The organism is uncultured Clostridium sp. (assembly GCF_934754915.1).
Taxonomy (GTDB): Bacteria; Bacillota; Clostridia; order Clostridiales; family Clostridiaceae; genus Clostridium.
This window is the reverse complement of record NZ_CAKVKB010000004.1, coordinates 51060-75961: the sequence shown is the minus strand read 5'-3', so window position 1 is coordinate 75961 and position 24902 is coordinate 51060. Positions and strand designations below refer to the sequence as shown.

The 24902-nt window shown below is 29.5% G+C and carries 25 protein-coding genes; 22 read left to right on the top strand and 3 right to left on the bottom strand.

Annotated elements, in window-relative coordinates; translation table 11 throughout:
• Entirely contained in the window at positions 1 to 192 is a 192-nt protein-coding gene (rpmB, locus tag Q0F58_RS01665; RefSeq protein WP_294371645.1) for a 50S ribosomal protein L28, read from the bottom strand.
• A gap of 429 nt (positions 193 to 621) precedes the next feature.
• Between rpmB and Q0F58_RS01660 the strand changes: the two genes are divergently transcribed.
• The 6 genes from Q0F58_RS01660 to Q0F58_RS01635 all read left to right on the top strand — a co-directional run bounded on the left by Q0F58_RS01660 (position 622) and on the right by Q0F58_RS01635 (position 6606).
• Entirely contained in the window at positions 622 to 972 is a 351-nt protein-coding gene (locus tag Q0F58_RS01660; protein WP_294371642.1) for an Asp23/Gls24 family envelope stress response protein, read from the top strand.
• Positions 973 to 986: 14 nt separating this feature from the next.
• Complete coding sequence (locus Q0F58_RS01655; protein WP_294371639.1) at positions 987 to 2630, top strand: DAK2 domain-containing protein; 1644 nt, start codon at positions 987 to 989, stop codon at positions 2628 to 2630.
• A 286-nt stretch (positions 2631 to 2916) separates the two neighbouring features.
• Positions 2917 to 4950 (top strand): ATP-dependent DNA helicase RecG, encoded by a 2034-nt coding sequence (recG, locus tag Q0F58_RS01650; protein WP_294371627.1) that lies wholly within the window; start codon positions 2917 to 2919, stop codon positions 4948 to 4950.
• Between the two features lie 62 nt (positions 4951 to 5012).
• Positions 5013 to 5570 (top strand): 16S rRNA (guanine(966)-N(2))-methyltransferase RsmD, encoded by a 558-nt coding sequence (gene rsmD / locus Q0F58_RS01645; protein WP_294371625.1) that lies wholly within the window; start codon positions 5013 to 5015, stop codon positions 5568 to 5570.
• A gap of 1 nt (position 5571) precedes the next feature.
• A complete protein-coding gene (coaD, locus tag Q0F58_RS01640) occupies positions 5572 to 6051 on the top strand; it encodes a pantetheine-phosphate adenylyltransferase (RefSeq protein ID WP_294371620.1) in 480 nt (159 codons plus the stop codon).
• Positions 6052 to 6063: 12 nt separating this feature from the next.
• On the top strand, positions 6064 to 6606 hold the full coding sequence (locus Q0F58_RS01635; RefSeq protein ID WP_294371614.1) for an ATPase: 543 nt from the start codon (positions 6064 to 6066) through the stop codon (positions 6604 to 6606).
• Between the two features lies 1 nt (position 6607).
• On the opposite strand, the gene ylbJ is transcribed toward Q0F58_RS01635, so the two are convergent.
• Positions 6608 to 7783 (bottom strand): sporulation integral membrane protein YlbJ, encoded by a 1176-nt coding sequence (ylbJ, locus tag Q0F58_RS01630; protein WP_294371611.1) that lies wholly within the window; start codon positions 7781 to 7783, stop codon positions 6608 to 6610.
• A gap of 180 nt (positions 7784 to 7963) precedes the next feature.
• Positions 7964 to 9163, bottom strand: a complete 1200-nt coding sequence (locus Q0F58_RS01625) for a nucleotidyltransferase (protein ID WP_294371657.1) — start codon at positions 9161 to 9163, stop codon at positions 7964 to 7966.
• A gap of 435 nt (positions 9164 to 9598) precedes the next feature.
• Here Q0F58_RS01625 and pta point away from each other — a divergent pair, with 435 nt between their 5' ends.
• The 16 genes from pta to Q0F58_RS01545 all read left to right on the top strand — a co-directional run bounded on the left by pta (position 9599) and on the right by Q0F58_RS01545 (position 24526).
• Positions 9599 to 10594, top strand: a complete 996-nt coding sequence (gene pta, locus Q0F58_RS01620) for a phosphate acetyltransferase (protein WP_294371606.1) — start codon at positions 9599 to 9601, stop codon at positions 10592 to 10594.
• Positions 10595 to 10627: 33 nt separating this feature from the next.
• Complete coding sequence (locus tag Q0F58_RS01615) at positions 10628 to 11824, top strand: acetate kinase (RefSeq protein ID WP_294371603.1); 1197 nt, start codon at positions 10628 to 10630, stop codon at positions 11822 to 11824.
• A 141-nt stretch (positions 11825 to 11965) separates the two neighbouring features.
• On the top strand, positions 11966 to 12472 hold the full coding sequence (locus Q0F58_RS01610; protein WP_294371600.1) for a DUF177 domain-containing protein: 507 nt from the start codon (positions 11966 to 11968) through the stop codon (positions 12470 to 12472).
• 3 nt (positions 12473 to 12475) lie between these two features.
• Entirely contained in the window at positions 12476 to 12658 is a 183-nt protein-coding gene (gene rpmF, locus Q0F58_RS01605) for a 50S ribosomal protein L32 (RefSeq protein ID WP_002579601.1), read from the top strand.
• Between the two features lie 226 nt (positions 12659 to 12884).
• Positions 12885 to 13745 (top strand): diaminopimelate epimerase, encoded by an 861-nt coding sequence (gene dapF, locus Q0F58_RS01600; protein WP_294371597.1) that lies wholly within the window; start codon positions 12885 to 12887, stop codon positions 13743 to 13745.
• Between the two features lie 355 nt (positions 13746 to 14100).
• The gene (plsX, locus tag Q0F58_RS01595) at positions 14101 to 15102 is read left to right on the top strand and encodes a phosphate acyltransferase PlsX (RefSeq protein ID WP_294371593.1); all 1002 of its coding nucleotides are present in this window, start codon (positions 14101 to 14103) and stop codon (positions 15100 to 15102) included.
• A 111-nt stretch (positions 15103 to 15213) separates the two neighbouring features.
• The gene (acpP, locus tag Q0F58_RS01590) at positions 15214 to 15444 is read left to right on the top strand and encodes an acyl carrier protein (protein WP_294371591.1); all 231 of its coding nucleotides are present in this window, start codon (positions 15214 to 15216) and stop codon (positions 15442 to 15444) included.
• Between the two features lie 102 nt (positions 15445 to 15546).
• On the top strand, positions 15547 to 16245 hold the full coding sequence (gene rnc / locus Q0F58_RS01585) for a ribonuclease III (protein ID WP_294371586.1): 699 nt from the start codon (positions 15547 to 15549) through the stop codon (positions 16243 to 16245).
• Positions 16238 to 17338, top strand: a complete 1101-nt coding sequence (locus Q0F58_RS01580) for an elongator complex protein 3 (RefSeq protein ID WP_294371583.1) — start codon at positions 16238 to 16240, stop codon at positions 17336 to 17338. The genes rnc and Q0F58_RS01580 overlap by 8 nt, the downstream gene beginning before the upstream one ends.
• A gap of 83 nt (positions 17339 to 17421) precedes the next feature.
• A complete protein-coding gene (locus Q0F58_RS01575; protein WP_294371580.1) occupies positions 17422 to 17517 on the top strand; it encodes a DUF4044 domain-containing protein in 96 nt (31 codons plus the stop codon).
• 17 nt (positions 17518 to 17534) lie between these two features.
• Positions 17535 to 21098: a chromosome segregation protein SMC gene (gene smc / locus Q0F58_RS01570; RefSeq protein WP_294371578.1), complete on the top strand. Its 3564-nt coding sequence runs from the start codon at positions 17535 to 17537 to the stop codon at positions 21096 to 21098.
• Positions 21099 to 21146: 48 nt separating this feature from the next.
• Positions 21147 to 22055 carry a signal recognition particle-docking protein FtsY gene (gene ftsY / locus Q0F58_RS01565; protein WP_294371575.1) on the top strand — a complete coding sequence of 303 codons (909 nt, stop codon included), beginning with the start codon at positions 21147 to 21149 and terminating at the stop codon, positions 22053 to 22055.
• Between the two features lie 203 nt (positions 22056 to 22258).
• Entirely contained in the window at positions 22259 to 22588 is a 330-nt protein-coding gene (locus Q0F58_RS01560; RefSeq protein ID WP_294371572.1) for a putative DNA-binding protein, read from the top strand.
• A gap of 12 nt (positions 22589 to 22600) precedes the next feature.
• The gene (ffh, locus tag Q0F58_RS01555) at positions 22601 to 23962 is read left to right on the top strand and encodes a signal recognition particle protein (RefSeq protein ID WP_294371569.1); all 1362 of its coding nucleotides are present in this window, start codon (positions 22601 to 22603) and stop codon (positions 23960 to 23962) included.
• Between the two features lie 42 nt (positions 23963 to 24004).
• Complete coding sequence (gene rpsP / locus Q0F58_RS01550; RefSeq protein ID WP_294371566.1) at positions 24005 to 24250, top strand: 30S ribosomal protein S16; 246 nt, start codon at positions 24005 to 24007, stop codon at positions 24248 to 24250.
• Between the two features lie 48 nt (positions 24251 to 24298).
• Positions 24299 to 24526, top strand: coding sequence for a KH domain-containing protein (locus Q0F58_RS01545; RefSeq protein ID WP_294371564.1), 228 nt, complete (start codon positions 24299 to 24301; stop codon positions 24524 to 24526).
• Positions 24527 to 24902 lie beyond the last annotated feature (376 nt).

Sequence of the window (24902 nt, the reverse complement as noted above, 5' to 3'; positions counted from 1 at the left end):
CTATATTGCTCTTTGAACCTTTCCAGATCTAAGGCATCTTGTACATACATGAACAGTTTTTGGTGTTCCGTTAACTAAAGCTTTTACTTTCTTTATGTTAGGAGCCCAAGTTCTCTTTGATTGACGATGTGAATGGCTGTATTGTACACCTGCTACAACACCCTTATCACAAACTTCGCATCTTCTTGCCATTAGAAAACACCTCCTTATATTACAAAGATAATCTTCTTCAATAGGACAGTAAAGATTATAACATGATATATTATATTGTGCAAGCAATTTTTTTATTTTATAGTAATTATATTTACAGAAATTTGTTTAAGTATAAAAACAAAGATATAAATTAAGTTTAAACAAAATCTATGATTGAGGAATTTTTGCATTAATATAAATATCAAAAACAAATTTATAATAGTGCAGCATACATTATATGTTGATTTGAGTTTGCAAAATAATAATTTTAAACAGAAACAAAGAATAAATTTTATAGTGAAGACTATAATAATTTTAAATAGAAAATTTAATTATATTAATGATAATTTATAAGGTTTCAAAAAACTTGAATTAAATGATGTTCTAATATAGAATAGAGAATAGGATATAAAATAGGAGGAATATATTATGGTTGGAATTTGCAATGAAAATGGTAATATAACTTATTCTGAAGAAGTTTTAGCAAAAATTGTTGGATTATCAACAATGGAATGTTATGGAGTAGTTGGAATGGTTTCGAAAAATCCTACAGAAGGTCTTTGGGAATTAATGGGAAAAGAAAATTTAAGCAAAGGCGTAAAATTAGTTCTGACTGATGATGATAAATTACAAATAGAATTATTTATTATGGTAGAATACGGAACAAAGATTTCTGTAATATCAAATAATATTATACAAAAGGTTCGCTATAGCGTTGAGAACTATACTGGACTTAAAGTTTCATCAATAACAGTGAATGTGCAAGCGGTTAGAGTCTAGGAGGTTAAACTAAAATGAAATATGAAAAAATTAATGGCCATGATTTTTATAACATGGTTGTCAATGCCAGCAATAGATTACTTGAGGAAAGTGATTTCGTAAATGCACTTAATGTGTTTCCAGTTCCAGATGGTGATACTGGTACTAATATGTCTATGACATTTAAAGCAGCAGTAAAAGAAATTGAAAATATAAACACAGATTCAATTGGAGAAATTTCTAAAAAGCTGGCAAAAGGTGCTTTAATGGGAGCAAGAGGTAATTCAGGAGTTATATTATCTCAAATTCTTAGAGGTATATCTAAGGGATTAGAAGGTAAAGTGGAAGTAGACAGTTCTGAATTTGCAGTGGCTTTTTTTGAAGGATCTAAATCAGCGTACAAGGCCGTTATGAGACCAACAGAAGGTACTATACTTTCAGTTATACGAGCAGCATCTGAAGCAGCAGTAGAAAGTGAAGCTAAAGATATAGCTGATTTTATGGAGGAAGTTACAAAAGCAGCTAAAATAATGCTTGACAAAACACCTGAACTTTTACCAGCACTTAAGAAAGCAAAAGTTGTTGATTCGGGTGGAATGGGACTTTATATAATACTACAAGGAATGTATGAAGCTCTGAAGGATGACATAAAAGCAGAAATAAAAGATATTGCAGTAAAAGAAGGCGGAAAGACAGGGGCTCAGTCTACTGAAGAAGTTGACATAAAATTTGGATATTGTACAGAATTCATAATTCTTGGGGATGCAAGTCATGCAAAGGAATTTCAAGACACTATTGCACCTCTTGGAGACTGTATGATAGTTGTAGGATATGATGATGTTATAAAGGTTCATATCCATACTAATGATCCAGGTAAAGTATTATCACATGCTGTAAAAATTGGTGAATTGTCAAAGATTAAGATTGACAATATGAGAGAAGAACATAGAGAATTATTGATGGAATCTAAAGATTATGAAAAAGCAGAAAGCCAAGAAGAAGTATTGCCTTCAGAAGAAGAAAAAACTTATGGCTTTATAACTGTAGCTATGGGGGATGGAATTTCAAACATATTTAAAGACTTAGGTGTTGATTATGTTATTGAAGGTGGTCAGACAATGAATCCATCTACTCAAGATATGCTTGATGCTATAAGCAAAATAAACGCAGAGCATATTTTTATTCTACCAAACAATAAGAATATAATAATGGCTGCAAATCAAGTCGCTGAAATAAGCGATAAAGATATACGTGTAATACCTACAACAAGCATTCCTCAAGGAATAACATGTGTAACTATGTTTAATCCAGACAGCGATGTAGAAGAAAACTTTAGTGAACTTAAATCTGCAATAGAAACAGTTAAAACAGGATCTGTTACTTATGCAGTAAGAGATACAGAAATAGATGGAATTGAAATCAAGGAAGGCAATATGCTTGGATTGGTTGAAGGAAAGATTAAAGAAGTTGGAGAGAGTAATATTGAAGTTGCCATGAAAGTATTAGAAGACATGGTTGATGAAGATAGTGAACTTATAACTGTTTATTATGGTAATGAAGTTACTGATAAAGAAGCTGAAGAATTTCAAAATAAATTAGAAGAAAAATATGATGATTTTGATATACAGGTTTATAAAGGAAATCAGCCTTTATATTATTTCTTGTTATCAGTTGAGTAAAATAGAAAAGGAGCACTGTAATGGTGCTTCTTTTTTATTTTACAGTAAATTAAATTGTTTATATTAATTTTTGATCACATAGTATAAAAATTAAAAAAGAATTTTTATTGCATAATAGTATATGAAAGATTAAAATTAGTTATGTTGCCTTTCATTTTTATTATTTAAAACATAGTAAAAAAATAAATTTATAGTTAACAGTAAAGACAATAAAAAATGGTTATATGAATAATTGTAAATTCATTTTAAATAAATTTTATTAAAAAATTTGAAGGGAGGCTGACTTATGGATATATACAGTAATATATCCACCCTTAAAGGAGTAGGACCTAAGTCTGCAGAAAAATTAAACAGATGTGGAATTTTTAATATTCTTGATATACTGTTATATTTCCCTAGAGATTATGAATTTGTAGATGGAAATGTAGAATTTCAGACTATAACTGGTGAAGAAAAATTAATTTTGTTATGTGAAGTAAAATCCTTTAAAAGAGACATAAGAACAAGAAATGGGAAAATATTGACTTCTATAGATTTTCAATATGGTGAATATAAAGTATGTGCAAAGTGGTTTAATCAGCCTTATGTAAAAAATAATTTTAAACAAGGAAGTACTTATAATCTTATGGGGAAATTTAAAAGGGTTGGAAAGATGCTTGAAGTTGTCGGACCTGTAATAGCTTGTGGAGAAGCTGTTTCAAGCGAAATAATTCCTAAATATCCTCTCAAGGGAGATGTAAGCAATAAATTATTTGAAAAATTGATAAATAATATATTGTTAAATATGAATATAAAAGAAAATATGCCTCAATCTATACTAGATAAATATGAACTTATATCTTTAGATGATGCAATAAGAAGTATACATTTCCCAGAAAATAAAATTATGCTGGAAAAAGCAAAAACAAGACTTAAATTTCAAGAATTATTTACATATTCTTTAAAACTGCTTCTTTTAAAGTACCAATTAAAGAAAAGTACAAATGGAATTTTATTTCAGTGGGCAGATGAATTGAAAAAGCTTAAAGAAAGCCTTCCATTTCCACTTACAAATGCTCAAACAAGGGTGGTGAGAGATATATTGAGAGATCAGAAATCTATCGCGCCCATGAACAGGCTTATTCAAGGGGATGTTGGAAGCGGTAAGACTATTGTGGCTCTTATTGCTATATTTAATGTGATAAAAAATGGCTATCAGAGTGTGCTTATGGCACCTACTGAAATACTTGCATCTCAGCATTATGAAGAAGCGAGAAAAATATTTGAAAATTTTAATATTGAAATTGAACTTCTTACTGGAGGAACAACTGCAAAAGAAAAGAAAAGAATAAAAGAGAGAATAAAAAGCGATGAGCCTATATTAGTAATAGGCACACATGCACTTTTTCAAGAAGATGTTGAATTTGGAAAACTTGGACTTATAATAACAGATGAGCAGCATAGATTTGGAGTTGAACAGAGAAGCAGACTTATGAATAAAGGCAAAAAGGCAGATTGTATTGTAATGACAGCAACACCTATACCTAGAACCCTTGCACTCTATCTATATTCAGATCTTGATGTTTCTATAATAGATGAACTTCCACCAGGAAGAAAGAAAATAGATACGAGGTACTATGATGATTCACAAAGAGGTATAGCATATGAACTTGCCTGCAATGAGATAGAAAAAGGAAGACAGGTTTATATTGTATGCCCTCTTATAGAAGAAGATGAGAAGGAACAGCTTAATTCTGTTGAAACACTGTATAATAAACTCGTTAATTCTGTTTTCAGAAATTTACGGGTAGAGATTCTTCATGGAAAGATGAAAGGAACTGAAAAAGATGAAATCATAAAGAGGTTTAAAAATCATGAAAGTGATGTGTTAATTTCTACAACAGTAATTGAAGTTGGGGTAAATGTTCCAAATGCATCAGTAATGATAATTGAAAATGCTGAAAGATTTGGATTAGCTCAGCTTCATCAACTTAGAGGAAGAGTTGGAAGAGGACAGTATGAATCTTTCTGCATATTGATAGCAAAAGCAAAGAGTAATATAACAAAAAAGAGAATGATGATAATGACAGAATCAAGTGATGGTTTTTTAATATCTGAACAGGACCTAAAATTAAGGGGAGCAGGAGAAATGTTTGGAAAGAAACAAAGTGGTGATGCTGGATTTGCACTTGCTGATTTATATAATGATATAAATATTTTGAGGTGTGCAAAACAAGAAGCAGCAGAAATACTTAAAGATGATTCGCCTATAAATAGAGAACTTGTAACTGAGATAAGTAAAAATCTTGAAAGAAGCAGCAAATATATTTGTTTCAATTAAATTGAATTTATTAATACAAATATGTTAATATAATTAATATATACCTTAAGGAGGAAATATACTTGAGAATAATAGCAGGAAAAGCTAGAGGACATAAATTAATATCTCCAGCAACAATGGAAACAAGACCAACTTTGGATAGAGTAAAAGAAGCGATGTTCAGTTCTATTCAATTATATATACCAGAAGGGATAGTTGTTGATGTATTTGCAGGAACAGGAAGTCTGGGATTAGAAGCAGCAAGCAGAGGAGCAAAAGAAGTTTATTTATTTGATAAAAGTGAAACAACTTTTCCATTATTAAAAGAAAATGTTAAAAATTTAAAATTTGAGGATTTTTGCTTTCCTATAAAAACAGATGCATATCTTGGATTAAAAAAGCTTGCAGATAAAGGTAAAAAATTTGATATAATCTTTATTGATCCACCATATTGCAGAGAAATGATTCCTGAAGCAATGAAGATTGTTAAGGAAAATGGATTGTTAAATAAAGATGGAATAATAGTAACAAAGATAGATTCCATAGAGGAAATTTATGAAGGATATGAAGATATAAGAATTTTAAAGAGCAAAAAATATGGAAATACAACAGTATGTTACTATAAATATGAGGAGAATTAAGATGAGTGTAGCAGTTTATCCAGGAAGCTTTGATCCTATAACTAATGGTCATATTGAAATTATAAAAAGAGGAACAAAGATTTTTGATAAAATAATTGTAGGTGTATTGATTAATGTTGACAAAAAGCATTTATTTGAAATAGATGAAAGAGTTGAATTTATAAAAAGAGTGACAAAAGATATAGAGAATGTTGAAGTTGTGTGCTTTAATGGACTTTTAGTAGAACTGTTGAAAAAGTATAATGCAAATGTTATATTGAAAGGATTAAGAAATTCAACTGATTTCGAATATGAACTTCAAATGGCATATATAAATAAAGAATTAGACTCAAATGTGGAAACAATATGTATGATGAGTTCTCCTGATAATGTGCATATAAGTTCTTCATGTGTAAAGCAGATTGCTAAATTTGGAGGAAATATTGAAGGACTTGTTCCAAAAGAAATTGTTTCTGATATATTGGCAAGAATAAAAGGCTAAGGAGTGTTTTTTATGGATAAAGTAGATGTAAATATTATTGAACTCTTAGAATATTTACAGGATGTAGTTGATAATGCACCAAAAGTGCCTATGAGTGGAAAAGTAATGTTGGATAAAAGAGAAATTCTTGAGGTTGTAGATCAGATAGTAAATTATCTTCCAGATCAATTAAAGAAAGCCGAATGGATAATGAACGAAAAAGAGAGAATTTTAAATGAGGCAAAAAAGGAATATGATTCGGTTAAAAAAGAAACTGCAACTATGATGAGAAAAAATATAGAAAACCATAATATAGTAAAGGAAGCAAAAGTAAGGGCAGAAGAAATAATAGCCTCAGCACAGAGAGATGCTAAGGCTATTAGACTTGGCTCAAGAGATTATTCAGATGAAATTTTAAGCCAGTTAGATAAAGAAATTGAAGAACAGAAAATGAAACTTATAGAAGGACTCCAAACTAATTTTGAAAGAGCTGCAAATGAAATTGATAAAACATTAAGCGGCGCTGGTGCAGTTATAAAAGAAAATATAAAAGAATTGAGAAGTATGAAAAAATAGTCTATATTTTTTGGGATATTAATGTGTTGTCTAGTACTTTAAAACAGATATATAATACAAGCGTTGCAGTTATTGGAAAAAACAATGGTGCTATTGGTATTTTCGAATGAGCTGTAATGCTTGATGTGTATACTGAAGAAGGAATAAAAATCATAAGAAAATATGTTATGATGAAACTGAAAAATCCTTGTATAAATTTAAATGATATATATCTGCTGATTTTTATATCTGTATTTCCTATAAATGATAGAACTTGAGCTATTATAGCAAGTCCAGAAAAAGAGCATAAAAAGCTTATGAGACTCAATTTTAAATTTAATGGAATGGAAATTGAAGATAACATATTGCATCCATTTGTTATTTCAACAGACCCTAATATTACAGAATATAAAGCATTGGATGGAATGTTAAAAAAATGTTCAATATTTTGTATTAGTACTGTAAAATATGGATTAGTTTTTATTAAAGATATTATAACTGAAAAAATTATTATAAATCCACCAATGTTTAAGACTGTAGTTATTGAATTTTCTACAGAATTTTTCAATGCGATACCCATATTGGATTTAGATTGATGATATATATTTTTTGAGGAACTTGAATTTTTGATAGTTTCTTTTTTTTGCGTTAATATACCAATAAATATACATGATATATAGCTGGCAGCAAGAAGTATATATCCAACAGCTGAATTATTTAAAAGAGCAGAAGCAACAGAACCTATAAGAAAAAGAGGGCTTACATTTGAAGCAATATTAAGAAGACGTACATATTCTTCCTTTTCTATATAGCCCATATTGTAAATATCTGCACAATATTTTGCACCGATTGGATAACCACATAATATGCTTGCAGCAATAGGAAAAGAGCATACTTTTGAAAGAGAAAGAGGTTTACATATTAATGGTCCTAAGAAGCGGGAATATAATTGTATACCATCATAATATATAAGCATATTACAGATTATTAAAAAAGGAAAAGTAGTAGGCAATATTGCTTTATACCATAATTTGCATCCTTCAAGAGCTGCATTTATACAAGAATTTATATTTGCAGCAAATAGTACTATAAAAATTGTCATCATTATACAGATGAAAGAGTTTAATTTTAAGTTGAGCTGCTTTTTTAATAATAAGGCAAGAAAAATAAGTATAGACCACAATATAATAAAAAACATTTAATCACTCCCACTCAGATTCAATTCAATATACTAAAAACATATTTATAATTTGAAATTAAAATTTCATAAGAAACGATTAATAGTTAGAATTTAATAAGTTTTATTATAAAAAACCTGATATTTAATAATTATGTAATATCAGGTTCTTATACATTATATGCAATAATGTATGAAATATTATTTTATTATTATAGGTCCTTTGAGATAATCATCCATAGGATTTACTGAATTATTTAAAATAGAATATGCTTTGGTTCCCATAATATCAAGCTGTAAATGTTCTGAAAGACTGTTTTTTGGGACTTTTGTAATAATGTCTATACTGCAATTTTTTTTTATCATTTTCAATATATCTCGACCTTTTTGATTAAAGCCAAGAATTCTAGCATATGGAACAGGTTGTTTTGCAAGTTTTAATAGATTATATTTTTCAAGACCTAAAAAATATTGAACAAGGATTCTGTTTATTCTCGTATAAGTATAGCGTTTGCTTTTTACTTTTAATATTAATTCTTCAAGAGAATCAGACATCAGTATTTCATTATAAATTTTATTGTCTAAACCTTCAGAGGCGTCAGGAATGTTTTTTAGGTTATTTTCCTGTGTGAGAAGTTTATATTTTATATATTTAAACATGTCATCTTCAAATACAAATGGATATCCATCTGTACTTAAACTGTTTAAAATTTTAAATGTATTTTCAGGAACAATGTCTATAAGCTCATGAAGTGAACCTGTTTTTAAATGATTTCTGATTGATGTAGCAGAGGAAAAGTGTTTGTCAATATTATTATCGTTATAATTTGCACCTTCACGTTTTAGTGTATAAGGGCAGATTGAACTTTTTAAGACATTGAGGGCTTTTAAATATTCAATTCCAAGTATATTGTTTGAATTTGATAAAATACTGTCAATATTATCAGAGTCTAGATATTCTCTCATTGCATTTAATCTGCTCATATGAAAAGGAAGACCACAGTCCATATACTTTTTTAAAATTTTCTTAAAATCATAAGGTTCTTCATATAAAATATCTGCAATTTTTTTTAATGGTTTAATATGTCCTTCCTCACTGCCAAAATAAAGATTATCAATCACTCCTAAAGAATTAAGAAGAGAAACGCTTCCAAATGCAAAATGTTCAGCAGAAGATATAGAATATACTAAAGGAAGTTCTAAAACAAGATCAACTCCATTTTTTAATGCCATTTCGGTTCTTTTCCATTTATCAACTATTGCAGGAATGCCTCTTTGCATAAAATTTCCACTCATTACACAAACTATGTGGGATGCATGTGTATCTTTTAGTGCGTTTTCCAAATGATATTTATGACCCTTATGAAATGGATTGTATTCTGTTATTATACCAGTAATTATAAAAATCGCCTCCAGTTTATTGTTATTTTGAATTTATTAAATAAAAGATGATTTGATTATTATGCGTTTTTATTGAATATAGTATGTTGAGAAATTATAAAAAGATTTGCAAAAATTTCATAATTCATTGTCAGTTGTATATTGTTAGCTATAATAATATAAATAAAACACATATAGAAAATTATAATTAATAGTTATCTTATCATCAATAAATATGAATAAAAAATATATTACTATAGTCTAAAGTCTAAATTTTTTAATACAAAATTTGATTGTTAAAAAATATACTTTTAGAGTATAGGTATTTTATAGTTTAATTGTCTGACAATTTAGATTATTTTCAATCTATCGAATTCTATTTTAGTAGTTGAAATATCAAGGGTTATAGGAGTATATTAATTATAGGGAACTAGAAGTTGAAAGGAGAACATGTCTATGGAACTTATGAAAAAAATATGGGAAGCTGCTAAATCAAATAAAAAGAAAATAGTTCTTCCAGAAGGAAATGAAGAAAGAACTATTGCTGCTGCTCAAAAAATTTGTAATTTAGGATTAGCGTATCCAATACTTATAGGAGATAAAGAAGAAATCCTTACAAAGGCAAAAGAATTAGATGTAGATTTATCACAAGTTGAAATAATAAATCCAAATGAATCGGAAGACTTGCAAAAATATATAAATGCATTTTATGAATTAAGAAAAGCAAAAGGGGTAACAATGGAAAAGGCTGAAAAAATAGTCAGAGACCCATTATATTTTGCTACAATGATGGTAAAATTAGATGATGCTGATGGTATGGTATCAGGAGCTGTTCACACAACAGGAGATTTATTAAGACCAGGTCTTCAGATAATTAAAACTGCTCCAGGAGTATCATGTGTTTCAAGCTTTTTTATAATGGAAGTTCCAAATTCACCATATGGAGACAATGGATTACTATTTTTTGCGGATTGTGCAGTTAATCCAATGCCAACAGAAGATATGTTAGCTTCGATAGCAATAGCAACTGCTGATAATGCTAAATTGTTATCAAAAATAAATCCAAAAGTTGCAATGTTATCGTTCTCTACAATGGGAAGTGCTGATCATGAAGTTGTAGATAAAGTTAGAAATGCAACAATTAAAGCAAGAGAATTAAGACCAGATTTAGAGATAGATGGTGAATTACAATTAGATGCTGCTATAGTACCAAAAGTTGCAAGTCAAAAAGCGCCAGAAAGCAATGTGGCTGGAAAGGCTAATGTATTAGTATTCCCTGATTTACAGGCAGGAAATATAGGATATAAATTAGTCCAGAGATTTGCAAATGCAGAAGCAATAGGGCCAGTATGTCAAGGATTTGCTAAGCCAATTAATGATTTATCAAGAGGATGCAGTTCAGAAGATATAGTTAATGTTGTTGCTTTAACAGCTGTTCAAGCACAAAAATAAAAAAATATATTTTAATGTTAGGAGTTATTAAAGATGAAAATATTAGTTATAAATTGCGGAAGTTCTTCGTTAAAATACCAACTTATAGATATGTCTAATAATGGTGTTTTAGCACAAGGATTAGTTGAAAGAATAGGAATAGATGGAGTATTAACTCAAAAAGTAGATGGAAGAGAAAAATATGTTGTTGAAACAGATCTTAAAGATCATCAGATAGCTATTGATTTGGTTTTAAAAACTTTAGTTGATGAAAAGCAAGGCGTAATCAAATCAATGGATGAAATATCAGCAGTAGGACATAGAGTTGTCCATGGTGGTGAAAAATATTCTAAATCTGTTATAGTTAATGATGAAGTTTTAGCAAACCTTGAAGAATTAGTTAAACTTGCACCATTACATAATCCAGCAAATATAATTGGAATCAAGGCTTGTCAAGCACTTATGCCAAATACACCAATGGTTGTAGTATTTGATACAGCATTCCATCAAACTATGCCACAAAAGGCATTTATGTACCCAGTACCATATAAATTCTATGAAGAAGATCATATAAGAAGATATGGATTCCATGGAACTTCTCACAAATATGTTGCAGGTGAAGTTGCCAAATGGATGAAGAAAGACATTAAAGACCTTAAGATAGTAACTTGTCACTTGGGAAATGGTGTAAGTGTTACTGCTGTTAATGGTGGAGAATCAATAGATACAACAATGGGATTCACACCACTTGATGGTATAATAATGGGATCAAGAAGTGGAAGCATAGATCCAGCAATAGTTACATTTTTACAAAAAGAAAAAGGATATACTCCAGAAGAAGTTGATAATATTTTAAATAAACAAAGTGGTGTATTAGGAGTATCAGGAATTGGAACAGATTTCAGAGATATAAGAGCTGCTGCTGAAAAAAATAATGCAAGAGCTTTATTAACTATGGATATTTATGGATATCAAATTAAAAAACAAATTGGTGCATATGCAGCAGCAATGGGTGGATTAGATGCAGTAGTATTTACAGCTGGTATTGGAGAACATGCACCAGAAGTAAGAATAAGAGCATTAACAGATATGGAATTCTTAGGAATAAAGATAGATCCAGTTAAGAATGACAACCAAAATGTTGGAGATGGTATGGAAATTTCTACACCTGATTCTAAAGTTAAATTATATGTAATTCCTACAAACGAAGAGTTAATGATAGCAGAAGAAACTTTAGATTTAATTAAATAGTAAATTGTAATAAATATCTTGACTTTTCGATTATGACTTTATATAATAAGTTTGTTTGATTTATAAATTAATTGCTAAGGAGTGATAAGGAGATTATTGGATTATTGACATTATGTCAGTTGTGCAATATACTCTGTAAGTATGAAGATACAAATTTCAGATATTGTTTCAGGCAAAGACAGAAGCAAAAAAATTGACGAAGTTTTTAATATTGATTCATTTGAATTTGAAGGCGATACAATAAAGCCTGTAACTCCTTGCAAGGTTAATGGAGTTATAACTTCAGATAGTGATGTATTAGTAGTTACTGCTAATATAAAAACTGATTTGGAAATGTTATGTTCAAGATGCTTAGATACCTTTATCTATCCAATAGATATTGATATAGAAGAAAGGTTTACAACTAATAGCGAAAGTGAAGATGAAGAAGCTGTTGTTGTAATGAATGATGTTATAGACATCACTGAATTAGTTGAAACAAGCATAATTTCAACTTTACCAATCAAGAGAGTATGTAAAGACGACTGTAAGGGACTTTGTCAGAAATGTGGATGTAACTTAAATGTTACAACATGTAACTGTAATAAAGAAGATGTAGATGTACGTTTTGAAGTCTTAAGAGGTTTGTTTGATAATAAGGAGGTGTAATTAATGGGTTGTCCAGCTAGAAAGCAATGTAGTGCTAGAACTAAGAAGAGAAGAGCTCAAACTTTTAAAGCTAGTTTACCAGGCATCGTAGAATGTCCACAATGTCATGAAATGAAACTTGCTCATAGAGTATGTAAGAACTGTGGTTTTTACAAAGGTAAGGAAGTAGTAGCTTCTGAAAACTAAAAAGAAAGTCTTTTGACTTTCTTTTATTTTATTATCCGGAATGAGTTAATAATTACATTAATCCATTCCGGATTTTAATTTATAGTTATTTGTTAAAAAATGTATTTGACATCTATTACTGTATTTCATATTACATTGAAATTAATATATGTATTTAAATATTATTTAGAACATGTATTATTTGAAATTACAGCAAATAATATAATAGAAATATTGGGGGGATATAATGAATGAATTTGTGAAAAGTCATGGATTGGGAAATGAGTATGTTGTGCTTAATAGTGAAAAATTGACTTTTGAATTAAATGAGAGAGCTATTGAGAAAATATGTAATATAAATTTTGGAATAGGTTCTGATGGAATATTGTTGAAGGTGCCATCATCTAAAGCTGATTTTGGTCTTAGAATTTTTAATCCTGATGGTTCTGAAGCAGAAAAGAGTGGTAATGGCCTTAGAATTTTCTGCAAATATATTTATGATTATAAATATTCAAAAACAAGAAAATTTACAGTAGAGACCTTAGGCGGGATAGTAAATGCAGATGTTATTGAAGTAAAAGATGATAGGGCTTCATTGATTACAATAGATATGGGAAAAGCTATATTTGATGCAGCTGATATTCCAACTAATTTTACATCAGAAGAAGTAATAGGCAAGAAAATAAACATACTTGATAAAGAATTTGAAATAAATTGTGTGTCAATGGGAAATCCTCATTGCGTAATTGTAAAAAATGAATTAGATATAAATGAAATAAAAAAATATGGACCATATATTGAAAATTATAAGATGTTTCCCAATAAAACTAATGTGCAGTTTGCAAAAGTTTTAGGAAGGGATAAGGTAGAAGTATTAATATGGGAAAGAGGAGCAGGATTTACTCTTGCCTCTGGAACATCATCATGTGCTGTTGTAAGTGTTCTTAGAAAAAAGAATCTTGTTGATAATAAAGTGACAGTGAAACTTTTAGGTGGAGAGCTTATAATTGAAGTAGATGATGAATTTAATGTAAGGATGACAGGACCTATAAGGCAGATCGCAGAAGGTATTTTAAATAAAGAATTTATAGAAGATATTAAAAGATAATATGTTAATTTTGTAACAATGAATATATTGATTGTTGCAAAATTGAGTATTGAAAATATTTATATTATAATATTTCAAGATTAAAATTTATCTTATATATGTAAAAACATCAAAGAAAATTTTAGAAGATTTTATCCTTCATTGCCAATTGCCTATTGCTAATTGAAATATATCAACTTGACAGTAAAACAATTAACATTTATTCTACTTATTAAGTGTAATTACATATTATTATTAAAAGATGTTTATAAAAAACAAATAGAAGATGTAATATAAGCGATAATAAGGTATAATATAACATATTTCCAGTTATTATATGAAACATTATAAATTTATATGAAAGGTGATAAAGATTATGAAAATAGCTATAGATGGAATGGGTGGAGATAATGCGCCAGCTGCTGTAATTGAAGGAATTGTATCAGCACTTAAAGAATATAGTGATATAGAATTTTTCGTTACAGGTCCACAAGATAAAATAAACAATGAGTTGTCTAAATATGACTATCCTAAAGATAAAGTTACTGTAATACATGCAGAAGAAGTTATTTCTACAAATGAACATCCTGTAATGGCTGTAAGAAGAAAAAAAGATTCAAGTATAGTAAAAGCATTGAATTTGGTAAAAGATAAGACTTGTGATGCTATAATTTCTGGAGGAAGTACTGGAGCATTTTTAGCTGGATGTACACTTATTGTCGGAAGGATAAAAGGGGTGGAAAGACCAGCGCTTGCACCTATAATGCCTGGAAGAAGAGGACAATTTATGATTGTTGATGTTGGAGCAAATGTAGATTGTAAGCCTGCATTTCTTGTACAGTTTGCTAAAATGGGAAAAATATATTATGAGCATGTTTTTAATGTGAAAAATCCAAGTATAGGACTTATAAATATAGGTGAAGAAGAAGAAAAAGGAAATGAACTTACAAAATCAGCATATAAACTATTAAAAGATGAAGCAGAATTAAATTTTAAAGGTAATGTTGAACCAAGATATGTACCAACTGGAGATACTAATGTTCTTGTAAGTGATGGTTTTGTTGGAAATACTGCATTAAAAATGTATGAAGGATCAGCTTCAACAATATTGGGAATGATAAAAGATGAAGTTATGCAGGCCTCATTTATTTCAAAATTAGGTATACTATTATTAAAGCCTGTGTTAAAAAATCTTATGAAAAAAACAGATTATAAAGAATATGGAGGAGCTCCTTTTCTGGGAGTAGATGGAATTTGTATAAAAGCACATGGAAGTTCTGATGGAAAAGCTTTTAAAAATGCAATAAGACAGAGTAAAATATTTTATGATAATAAGGTTCTTGAAAATATGAAGCAGGAATTTTCAAAGCAAAATTAATTTAAGTTGGGCAAAATAAATTAATTTAATTATTTAAATATTAGAAAACAATATTGACGATTTAAATATTATATAATATTATCTAAATGTAGAACTTGGGAGGTGAAACAAATGTTTGAAAGAATTCAAGCAATAATTGCTGATAAATTAAGTATTGATGAAGCAAGTGTAACAATGGATGCATCTTTTATTGATGATTTAAATGCAGATTCATTAGATATTGTTGAACTTATAATGGCATTAGAAGATGAGTTAGACATGGAAATTCCAGATGAAGATGTTGAAAAATTCAAAACTGTTGGAGATGTTGTTAACTACGTAAAAGCTCATCACGAAGAATAGCATGATCCCGCGTTTTATGCGGGATTTTAACTTTATTAATTAGTTTATTCTTGAATTTGCTATATTAGCAAGTTGAAGAATAAACTTCTAAGGAGTGAAAAAATGAATAAGTATACGCTTAAGGAAATTGAGGAAAATTTAGGAGTTTATTTTAATAATCCTGCATTGCTGAAAACTGCATTGACTCATAGTTCGTTCGCAAATCAGTTTAAAGATGCAGAATACAATGAAAGACTTGAGTTTTTGGGTGATGCAGTTCTTCAACTCTGCATTACAGAACATTTATTTAATAATTTTAAAAATAAATCAGAAGGAGAATTGACAAAGATACGTAGTCTTATAGTATGTGAAAATTCTCTTTATGAAATTGCAAAAAAACTTCATCTTGGAGAATATATAAGGATGAGTAAAGGTGAAGAATTGACAGGAGGAAGAGAAAGGATTTCTATACAGGCTGATGCTGTTGAAGCTGTTATAGCTGCTGTGTACCTTGATAAGGGTACAGGATTTGTAAGGGACTTTATCCTTCTTCATTTTGAAGAAACAATAAAGAAAGCTATAAATAATGAAATAATATTAGATTTCAAGACAAAGCTTCAGGAGTTTCTACAAAAAGATGGAGAAGTTTCTATTCATTATGAACTAACAAAGCATGAAGGTCCACCACATAGACGTAAATTCTTTACTAATGTAGTTATAGATGATAAAGTTATGGGTGAAGGATGCGGATATAGTAAAAAAGAAGCTGAACAACATGCGGCAAAACAGGCCTTGATGAAACTGGATAAGACAAATGAGTAAAGATTATTATATAATACCCATATTTGTGCCGCATGAGGGGTGTCCTCATGACTGTGTATTTTGTAATCAGGACAAAATAACAGGTGTGAAGAAGGATTCGTTAAGAATAACGGAAAATGGAAGGAATGTGCCGTTAAAGGATTCAACTTGTACTGAAGGAAATGAAGAAGTTACTGCAGAAAGTGTAAGAAAAACTGTTAATGAATATCTTGAAACCATAGATCATGAAAATGCTACCCTTGAGATATCATTTTTTGGAGGAACGTTTACTGGAATAAAGGAAAGTAAACAGAGGGAACTGCTTGAAGTTGCAAAGGAATTTAAAGAAAAGGGAATTGTTGATAAGATAAGAATGTCTACAAGACCTGATTATATAAATGACTATATACTTTCATATTTAAAAGAATATAAAGCTGATATAATTGAGCTTGGAGTTCAATCTTTAGATGAAGAAGTGTTATTGAAAGCAGGAAGAGGTCATAATGTACAGTCTGTATATGAAGCTTCTAAGCTTATAAAAGACTATGGATTTGTGTTGGGACATCAAATAATGCCAGGACTTCCTGGAGATACATTTGAAACAGATATGGAGACAGCGAGAAAATCTATAGAGATGAAACCGGATATATGCAGACTGTATCCTGCGTTGACAATAAAAGGAACAGCAATGGAAATAATGTATAAAAAAGGTGAATATGTACCGTATTCATTGGAAGAAGCTGTTGAAATAAGTAAAGAAATGTACAAATTGTATAGAAGTAATTGTGTGAATGTAATAAGAATAGGACTTCAACCTACAGAAACTATAAATGATAAAAATGATGTTGTTGCAGGACCATTTCATCCATCTTTTAGGGAACTTGTTGAAAGCAGTCTTATGGTTGAACTTATATTAAAGAATATGAATAAATATGAAAAAGGTGAAATTCATATTAATCCAAAAGAAATAAGTAAACTATATGCTAATAAAAAGATGTATTTCAATATACTGAAACAACATGGTAAAGATGTAAAAGTTATACAGGATAAAGCAATTGAAAGAGGAAAAATTATACTCTATCTAAAAGATAAAAAAATAGATATAATATATTAGCGAGGGGAAACTCTCGCTTTTAATTTATGAATTGATATTTAATAGTGTTTGCTATAAACTAATTATGATTGGAAGTGTTGAAATTGAAGAAAAAAACGAGAGAAAAAATGAAGATTGCTCTTGCTGTTTTTATTATAATAATATTTATTGTAGGACTTCTGCCTACTATATTATTTTAAATTGAGGAGTGGAAAGATTGTTTTTAAAATCTTTAGAGATAAGAGGATTTAAATCCTTTGCAGATAAGACGGAATTAAAATTCAAAAAAGGAGTTACTGCTGTTGTAGGACCAAATGGAAGTGGAAAAAGCAATATATCCGATGCAGTCAGATGGGTTCTTGGGGAGCAGAGTATAAAGGTTTTAAGAGGGGGCAAGATGGAAGACGTTATTTTTGCAGGTACACAGTTTAGAAAGCCTGTAGGTCTTGCTCAAGTTTCACTGACTCTTGATAATAGTGATGAACAGCTTGATACAGAATATAATGAAGTTACTGTATCAAGAAGAATATTCAGGTCTGGTGAATCAGAATATTTAATTAATAATACTAAATGCAGATTGAAGGATGTTACAAATCTGTTTATGGATACAGGAATAGGGAAGGAAGGATATTCCCTAATTGGACAAGGTAAAATTGAAGCTATTTTAAGCGGAAAACCTGAAGACAGAAGAGCACTTTTAGAAGAAGCAGCTGGAATTGTTAAGTTTAAAAATAGAAAAGAAGAAGCTGAAAAAAAACTCAGTAATACAGATGATAATCTTGTAAGAATAAATGATATACTATCCACATATGAAGAAAGAATAGAACCATTAAGATTAGAACGAGAAAAAGCTATTGAATTTAATGAATTATCAGATAATCTTAAGAAAAATGAAGTTTCGTTAATAGTTCATACAATTAAAATAATGGATCAGGAATTGAAATCCTTTAATGAAGAACTTAACAGAAGAATTGAAGAGATAAATAAAAAGAGAGATGGAATAGCAAAGGATAGGGAGATACTTGCAAACCTTGAAAAAAGAATTGAAGATATTGAAAAGAAGACTCTTGAAGAAAAAGAAGAATACTATACATTAAAAGATGTAATAAGTGAAGATGGAAAATCTATTGAACTTTATCATGAAAGAATAAGGAATTATGAAGATAGAATAAAAAGAAACAGTTATGAGATAGAAAGTATTGCTGAAAGAATAAATGAAATTTTGGATAATAAAAAAATTCTTGAAGAAGAACTTGTCAGAAAGTTTGAGGATCAAAAAGATAAAAAACAAGTAATTGAAAAGCTGGAGAATGAAAACAAACTGAATCATGAAGAACTGGAAAAAATGAAACAGAAACTTAAAGTGCTTCAGGAAAGTGAACTGGATTTCTTAAAGAATAACTCTGATATTAAGAATGAAATTAATATTTTGAACAGGGAATTAGAACTTAGGGAAGAAAAGAAAAGAAATTTCAATTCATCAATATCATACATGGAAAATAATATAGTGATAAATATGGCTACATATAAAGGTTTAAGCAAGGATATTGAAGAGAGAAAAGAAGAAATAAATAATATCAAAAATAATATTGTGGAATCCAAGAAAAAAATATCTCTATTAAAAGGAAACATAACCAAAAAAGAAAATGAAATAAAAGAATTAAACAGAGAGCTTACTAAATTGGATGCTAATAAAACTATGCTTGAAAATCTTGAAAAGCATTATGAAGGATATAATAGAAGTGTCAAATCATTAATGGAATCCATAAATAATGATAATATTGTAGAAGCTAAAGACACAAAAGTTCTGGGTGAAGTTTTTTATGTTGAAAAGGATTATGAGACAGCTATAGAGATAGCTCTTGGAGCAGCTATATCTAATGTTATTACAGAAACTGAACAGGTAGCAAAGAACTTGATAAGGTATTTGAAGAAAAATCATCTTGGAAGAGCTACTTTTCTTCCTCTAAACATAATAAAAGGGAAAAAGCTTATTTTAGATAAGTATATAACAAATATTGATGGATATATTGGTATAGGAAGTGACATAATTTCATATGATTCAATATATGATAATATAATGAATTATGTTTTAGGAAGAACTATAATATGCAGAGATATGGACTGTGCTTTGAAAATAGCAAAGGCTGGCCAGTATAAGTACAAAATAGTTACTGTTGAAGGAGAAGTTGTTAATCCAGGAGGAGCTCTTACTGGAGGAAGCATAAAAGGCAGAAGTACTAATGTTCTGGGTAGAAAAAGAGAAATTGAAGAAATAGTTGAAAAGATAGAAGAAAAGAAAAAAATGTATACTTCGGCTGCTGAAGAAGGAAGGCAGCTTTCAGCAGAATTAAAAAAAATAGATGAAGAGATTCTTAATGATACAGATTTAATACATTCAAAGAATATTGATCTTACAAGAAAACAAAGTGAAATAGAAGGACTTCAGAGCGATACTGATAAATTGAGAAAAAATCTTGAAAATTCTAAAAATGAGCTTGAAAAGATAGTGAAAGAGAAAGAAGAGATAAATGAAAAGCTTAATGAAAAGGCAAGTAAAATAGAAAGCCTTGAAAATGAAAATGCCTCAAATAAAAATTATAGTGCTGAGCTTGAACAAATGATTGAACTTAAAACAACTCAAATAAATAAAGACGAATCAAGAATTATGGAATTTAAGATAAATAAAGCTGCACTTGATGAAGGAATTGAAGGAAAGAAAAATGAATTTTCAAGAATTGAAAAGGAATCAGCAGAATTAACATATAAAAAGGGAAAACTTTTGGCTGAAAATAATGAAAATGAATGCAGCATTGAAGAATTGAACTTGCTAATTAAAGATAAACATAAAAATATAGAGATAAATAATACAAAAATAAATGGATTAGAGTTTAAATTTAAAGATGATGAGATATTGAAGGAAAAGCTTAAGGCAGAGTTTAAAGAAAAAGACAATTTAATAAGCGGGGTTCTTGATGAAATAAGCCGTGAAGAAATAGAAGTAAATAAAATGGAAGTAATCAAGGCTAAAAAAGAAAGTGAAGAAGAACATGTGTATAAAAAGCTTAATGAAGAATTGGAACTTACTTATGCAGAAGCTCTTGATATATGTGAACCAGTAGAAAATGAGGAAGAACTTAAGAGTGTAATTACATCAATAAAAACAAAGATAACTAAACTTGGAGTTGTAAATCTTGCAGCAATTGAAGAATATGAAGAACTTAAGGAAAAATTTGAATTTATGTCAGGCCAGGCTGAAGATTTGGAAAAGGCAAAAGAAGAGCTTATAAGAGTCATTGAAGAAATGACATCTGAAATGAGACTTCTATTCAAAGAGAATTTTAAAATATTAAATTATAATTTTAATGAGACCTTTAAAGATTTATTTCAAGGGGGAAGTGCTGAACTTATACTTGGCGAAGGTGATGAACTTAGTGCAAATATTGATATAAATGTTGAGCCGCCAGGAAAGAAACTTCAAAATATAAATCTTATGTCAGGTGGAGAGAAGGTTTTATCTGCAATAGCACTTCTTTTTGCAATATTAAAGATGAAGCCTACGCCATTCTGTATACTTGATGAGATTGAAGCAGCCCTTGATGATGCAAATGTATATAGATATGCTGAATTTCTTCTAAGATTTTCCCATAGAACTCAATTTATTGTTATTACCCATAGAAAAGGTACAATGGAAGCAAGTGATATAATATATGGAGTTACAATGGAAGAAAAAGGGGTATCTAAAGTTGTCTCAGTAGATTTATCTAAAGATCATGAATAATGAAAAACATAAATAAAATAAAAATACAGTTTATTGGAGGAATAAAAATTGTTTGGAAATTTATTTAACAAATTAAAAACAGGATTAACAAAAACAAGAGATGGACTTACAGATAAAATAAATGAAGTTCTTAAGATTGCAATTACAATTGATGAAGATCTTTATGAAGAATTGGAAGAAATTCTTATTACTTCAGATGTTGGAATGGATACTACAATAGACATTATTGAAAGACTTAGAAATAAAATACGTAAAGAAAAGATTAATGATCCTAAAGAGGTTAAACCTGCATTGAAGGAAGTTATAAGAGATATATTGTTAGAAGGTTCTTATGAAGATGATGAATATGAAAAAAAAGTTATGCTTGTTATTGGAGTTAATGGAGTTGGTAAGACTACATCTATAGGAAAAATAGCCGCTAAAAATAAAGCAGATGGTAAGAAGGTTCTTCTTGCAGCAGCAGATACATTCAGAGCAGCAGCCATAGATCAGCTTGAAGTATGGAGTAAGAGAGCTGATGTTGATATAGTAAAGCATCAGGAAGGATCAGATCCTGCAGCAGTTGTGTTTGATGCAATAGAAGCTACAAAGGCAAGAAATGTAGATCTTCTTATTTGTGATACTGCAGGAAGACTTCATAATAAGAAAAATCTTATGAATGAACTTGAAAAGATAAACAGAATAATAGACAGAGAACTTGGAAGTTATAAAAAAGAAACTTTATTGGTTCTGGATGCAACAACAGGACAAAATGCAGTTATTCAAGCAAAACAGTTTATGGAGGTATGTCCTATTGATGGAATAATATTGACTAAACTTGATGGAACTGCTAAAGGAGGAGTTGTTATATCAATAAAACAGAGTCTTAATATTCCAGTAAGATATATTGGAGTTGGTGAAGGTGTTGATGACCTTCAGGAATTTGATGCAGAAGCATTTGCAGAAGCACTTATATAATTAATATTTTTGTGTGAAGAACATTATGTTTTTTTGTGAATTGTAATTAAAAAATTATTAATATAAATAGAGGTTTACAAAATAAAAGTATACTAAAAAGCGAAAAATATTAAAAAATAAAAAATATTTGTAAGTGTTAAGTAAAAATACTTGACACCTATATAAAATCCTGTTAGAATCTCTTTTGTGGGTAAGGTGATTAGATGGTAGATAGAGTTGAAGTTTCGTTATTGATGGATTATTATGGTTCATTATTAACAGATAAACAGAGAGATATAATGGAATGGTATTATAATGATGATTTATCTTTAGCTGAAATTGCTGAAGTAAACAAAACAAGTCGTCAGGCTATTCACGATTTAATCAAAAGATGTTACAAACAACTTCTATCCTATGAAAGTAAGCTGAACTTACTTCAAAAGAGTATAAACAGAGAACATGAAATTATAAATTTTTTAGAAATCTTGAAAAATAAATATTCCATTGATGATGAGGATATTATAAAATATAAAGAAAAACTAGAAAATTTATAGGAGGAGGTAAACATGGCTTTTGAAGGTTTAGGAGAAAAATTGCAGGAGACTTTCAGAAAACTTAAAGGTAAAGGAAAGCTGACTGAAAAAGATATAAAAGAAGCCATGAGAGAAGTAAAGCTTGCATTATTAGAAGCAGATGTTAACTATAAAGTTGTTAAGACTTTTGTTTCAAATGTCAGTTCCAAATGTGTTGGAAGTGAAGTACTGGAAAGTCTGACACCAGGACAACAGGTTATAAAAATAGTTAATGAAGAACTTACTAATCTTATGGGTGGAAGTGAAAGCAAACTTAGCTACAACAGCAGTGGTCCTACAGTATTAATGCTTGTTGGTCTTCAAGGTGCTGGTAAAACTACAATGTGTGGAAAACTTGCATTAAACCTTAGGAAAGAAAACAAGAAACCTTTACTTGTAGCCTGTGATGTTTATAGACCAGCGGCTATAAAACAGTTAGAGGTTGTAGGTAAACAAATTGAAATTCCAGTATTCTCAATGGGAGATAAAGTGAGTCCTGTTGAAATTGCTAAAGCTGGTATAGCTCATGCAAAGGATAATGGAAATAACATTGTTATCATAGATACTGCAGGTAGACTTCACATAGATGAAGATTTAATGCAGGAATTAAAAGATATAAAAGAAAATGTAAAACCATCAGAAATACTTTTGGTAGTAGATTCTATGACAGGTCAGGATGCAGTTAATGTTGCAGAAACTTTTAATAATGATCTTGATCTTACAGGAGTTATTTTAACAAAACTTGATGGTGATACAAGAGGTGGAGCGGCTCTTTCAATAAAGAGCATAATAAACAAGCCGATTAAATATGTTGGTCTTGGTGAAAAAATGAATGATTTTGAGGTGTTCCATCCAGACAGAATGGCATCAAGAATTCTTGGCATGGGTGATGTATTATCACTTATAGAAAAAGCTCAGGAAGCAATTGATGAAAAAGAAGCAGCAGATTTAGGTAAAAGAATGTTAAATCAGGAATTTAACTTTGAAGATTATCTAATGGCTATGGATCAGATGAAGAAGCTTGGACCTCTTAATAAAATATTAGAGATGATTCCAGGTATGAATTCTAAGGAACTTCAAGGCGTGGATTTAGAAAAAGGCGAAACTGCAATGAATATGACTAAAGCGATTATTCAGTCGATGACAGTTAAAGAAAGACAAAATCCAGCATTGATTGCAAAATCTAATTCAAGAAAAATTAGAATAGCAAAAGGTTCTGGTACATCTGTACAGGAAGTAAATAAACTTATGAAAAGTTATGAAATGATGAAAAAACAGATGAAACAGATGAAATCATTCCAAAAGCAATTTAGCAAGAAGGGCGGCGGACTTTTCGGAGGCAGGTTACCTTTCTAGATTGAAAATAAATTATTAACCTTAAAAGGAGGTGAAATTAAAATGGCAGTAAAAATCAGATTAAGAAGAATGGGTGCTCACAAAGCTCCTTTCTATAGAGTAGTTGTTGCAGATTCAAGATCTCCAAGAGATGGTAAGTTCATCGAAGAAATTGGATACTACAACCCATTAACTGAACCAGTTGAATTCAAAGTTAACGAAGAAAAAGTTAATAAATGGTTAGCTAACGGTGCACAACCAACAGACGTAGTTAAGAGACTTTTCACTGAAGCAGGTCTTACTAAGTAATTTTTGGAGGTGAATTCTATAATCAGTATATTCTGATTATAGACGTTTATGAAGGAATTAGTTGAATATATAGCTAAATCTCTTGTAGATAATCCTGAAGCAGTTGCAGTTAATGAAGTGGATGGAGAGCAGTCTCTTATACTTGAATTAAAAGTAGCTCCTGAAGATATGGGTAAGGTTATCGGCAAGCAAGGAAGAATTGCAAAAGCTATACGTACAGTAGTAAAAGCAGCAGCAGTTAAACAACATAAACGCGTTATAGTAGAAATCATCTAAAGTAAGAGTCAGGTTTATTCCTGGCTCTTTTTAAATATATGTAAAAATATAAAAAAATAAAATATAAATCTTGTCAGCTGTATTAATATATGTTTTGACAAAAACTATATAATAAATTAAAGGAATTTCGAAAAAATTCTATATTCATTAACAATTGTTTATTGTACGTTGTTAATTGGAAAATATATAGTTAAATTTTAATATTTAAAATTGCTATACATTATAAGCAAATATGATGCAGTTGATTTGTTCTTTATAAATCCTTGTCAATTGTTAAACTATATTGCTATAATATTGTAGAAACAGTGATAATCTGTTTATTATTAAGAAAAGCTGAAAGGCTATTATGTATAAGTTTAATTGAAAATTAGAGGTG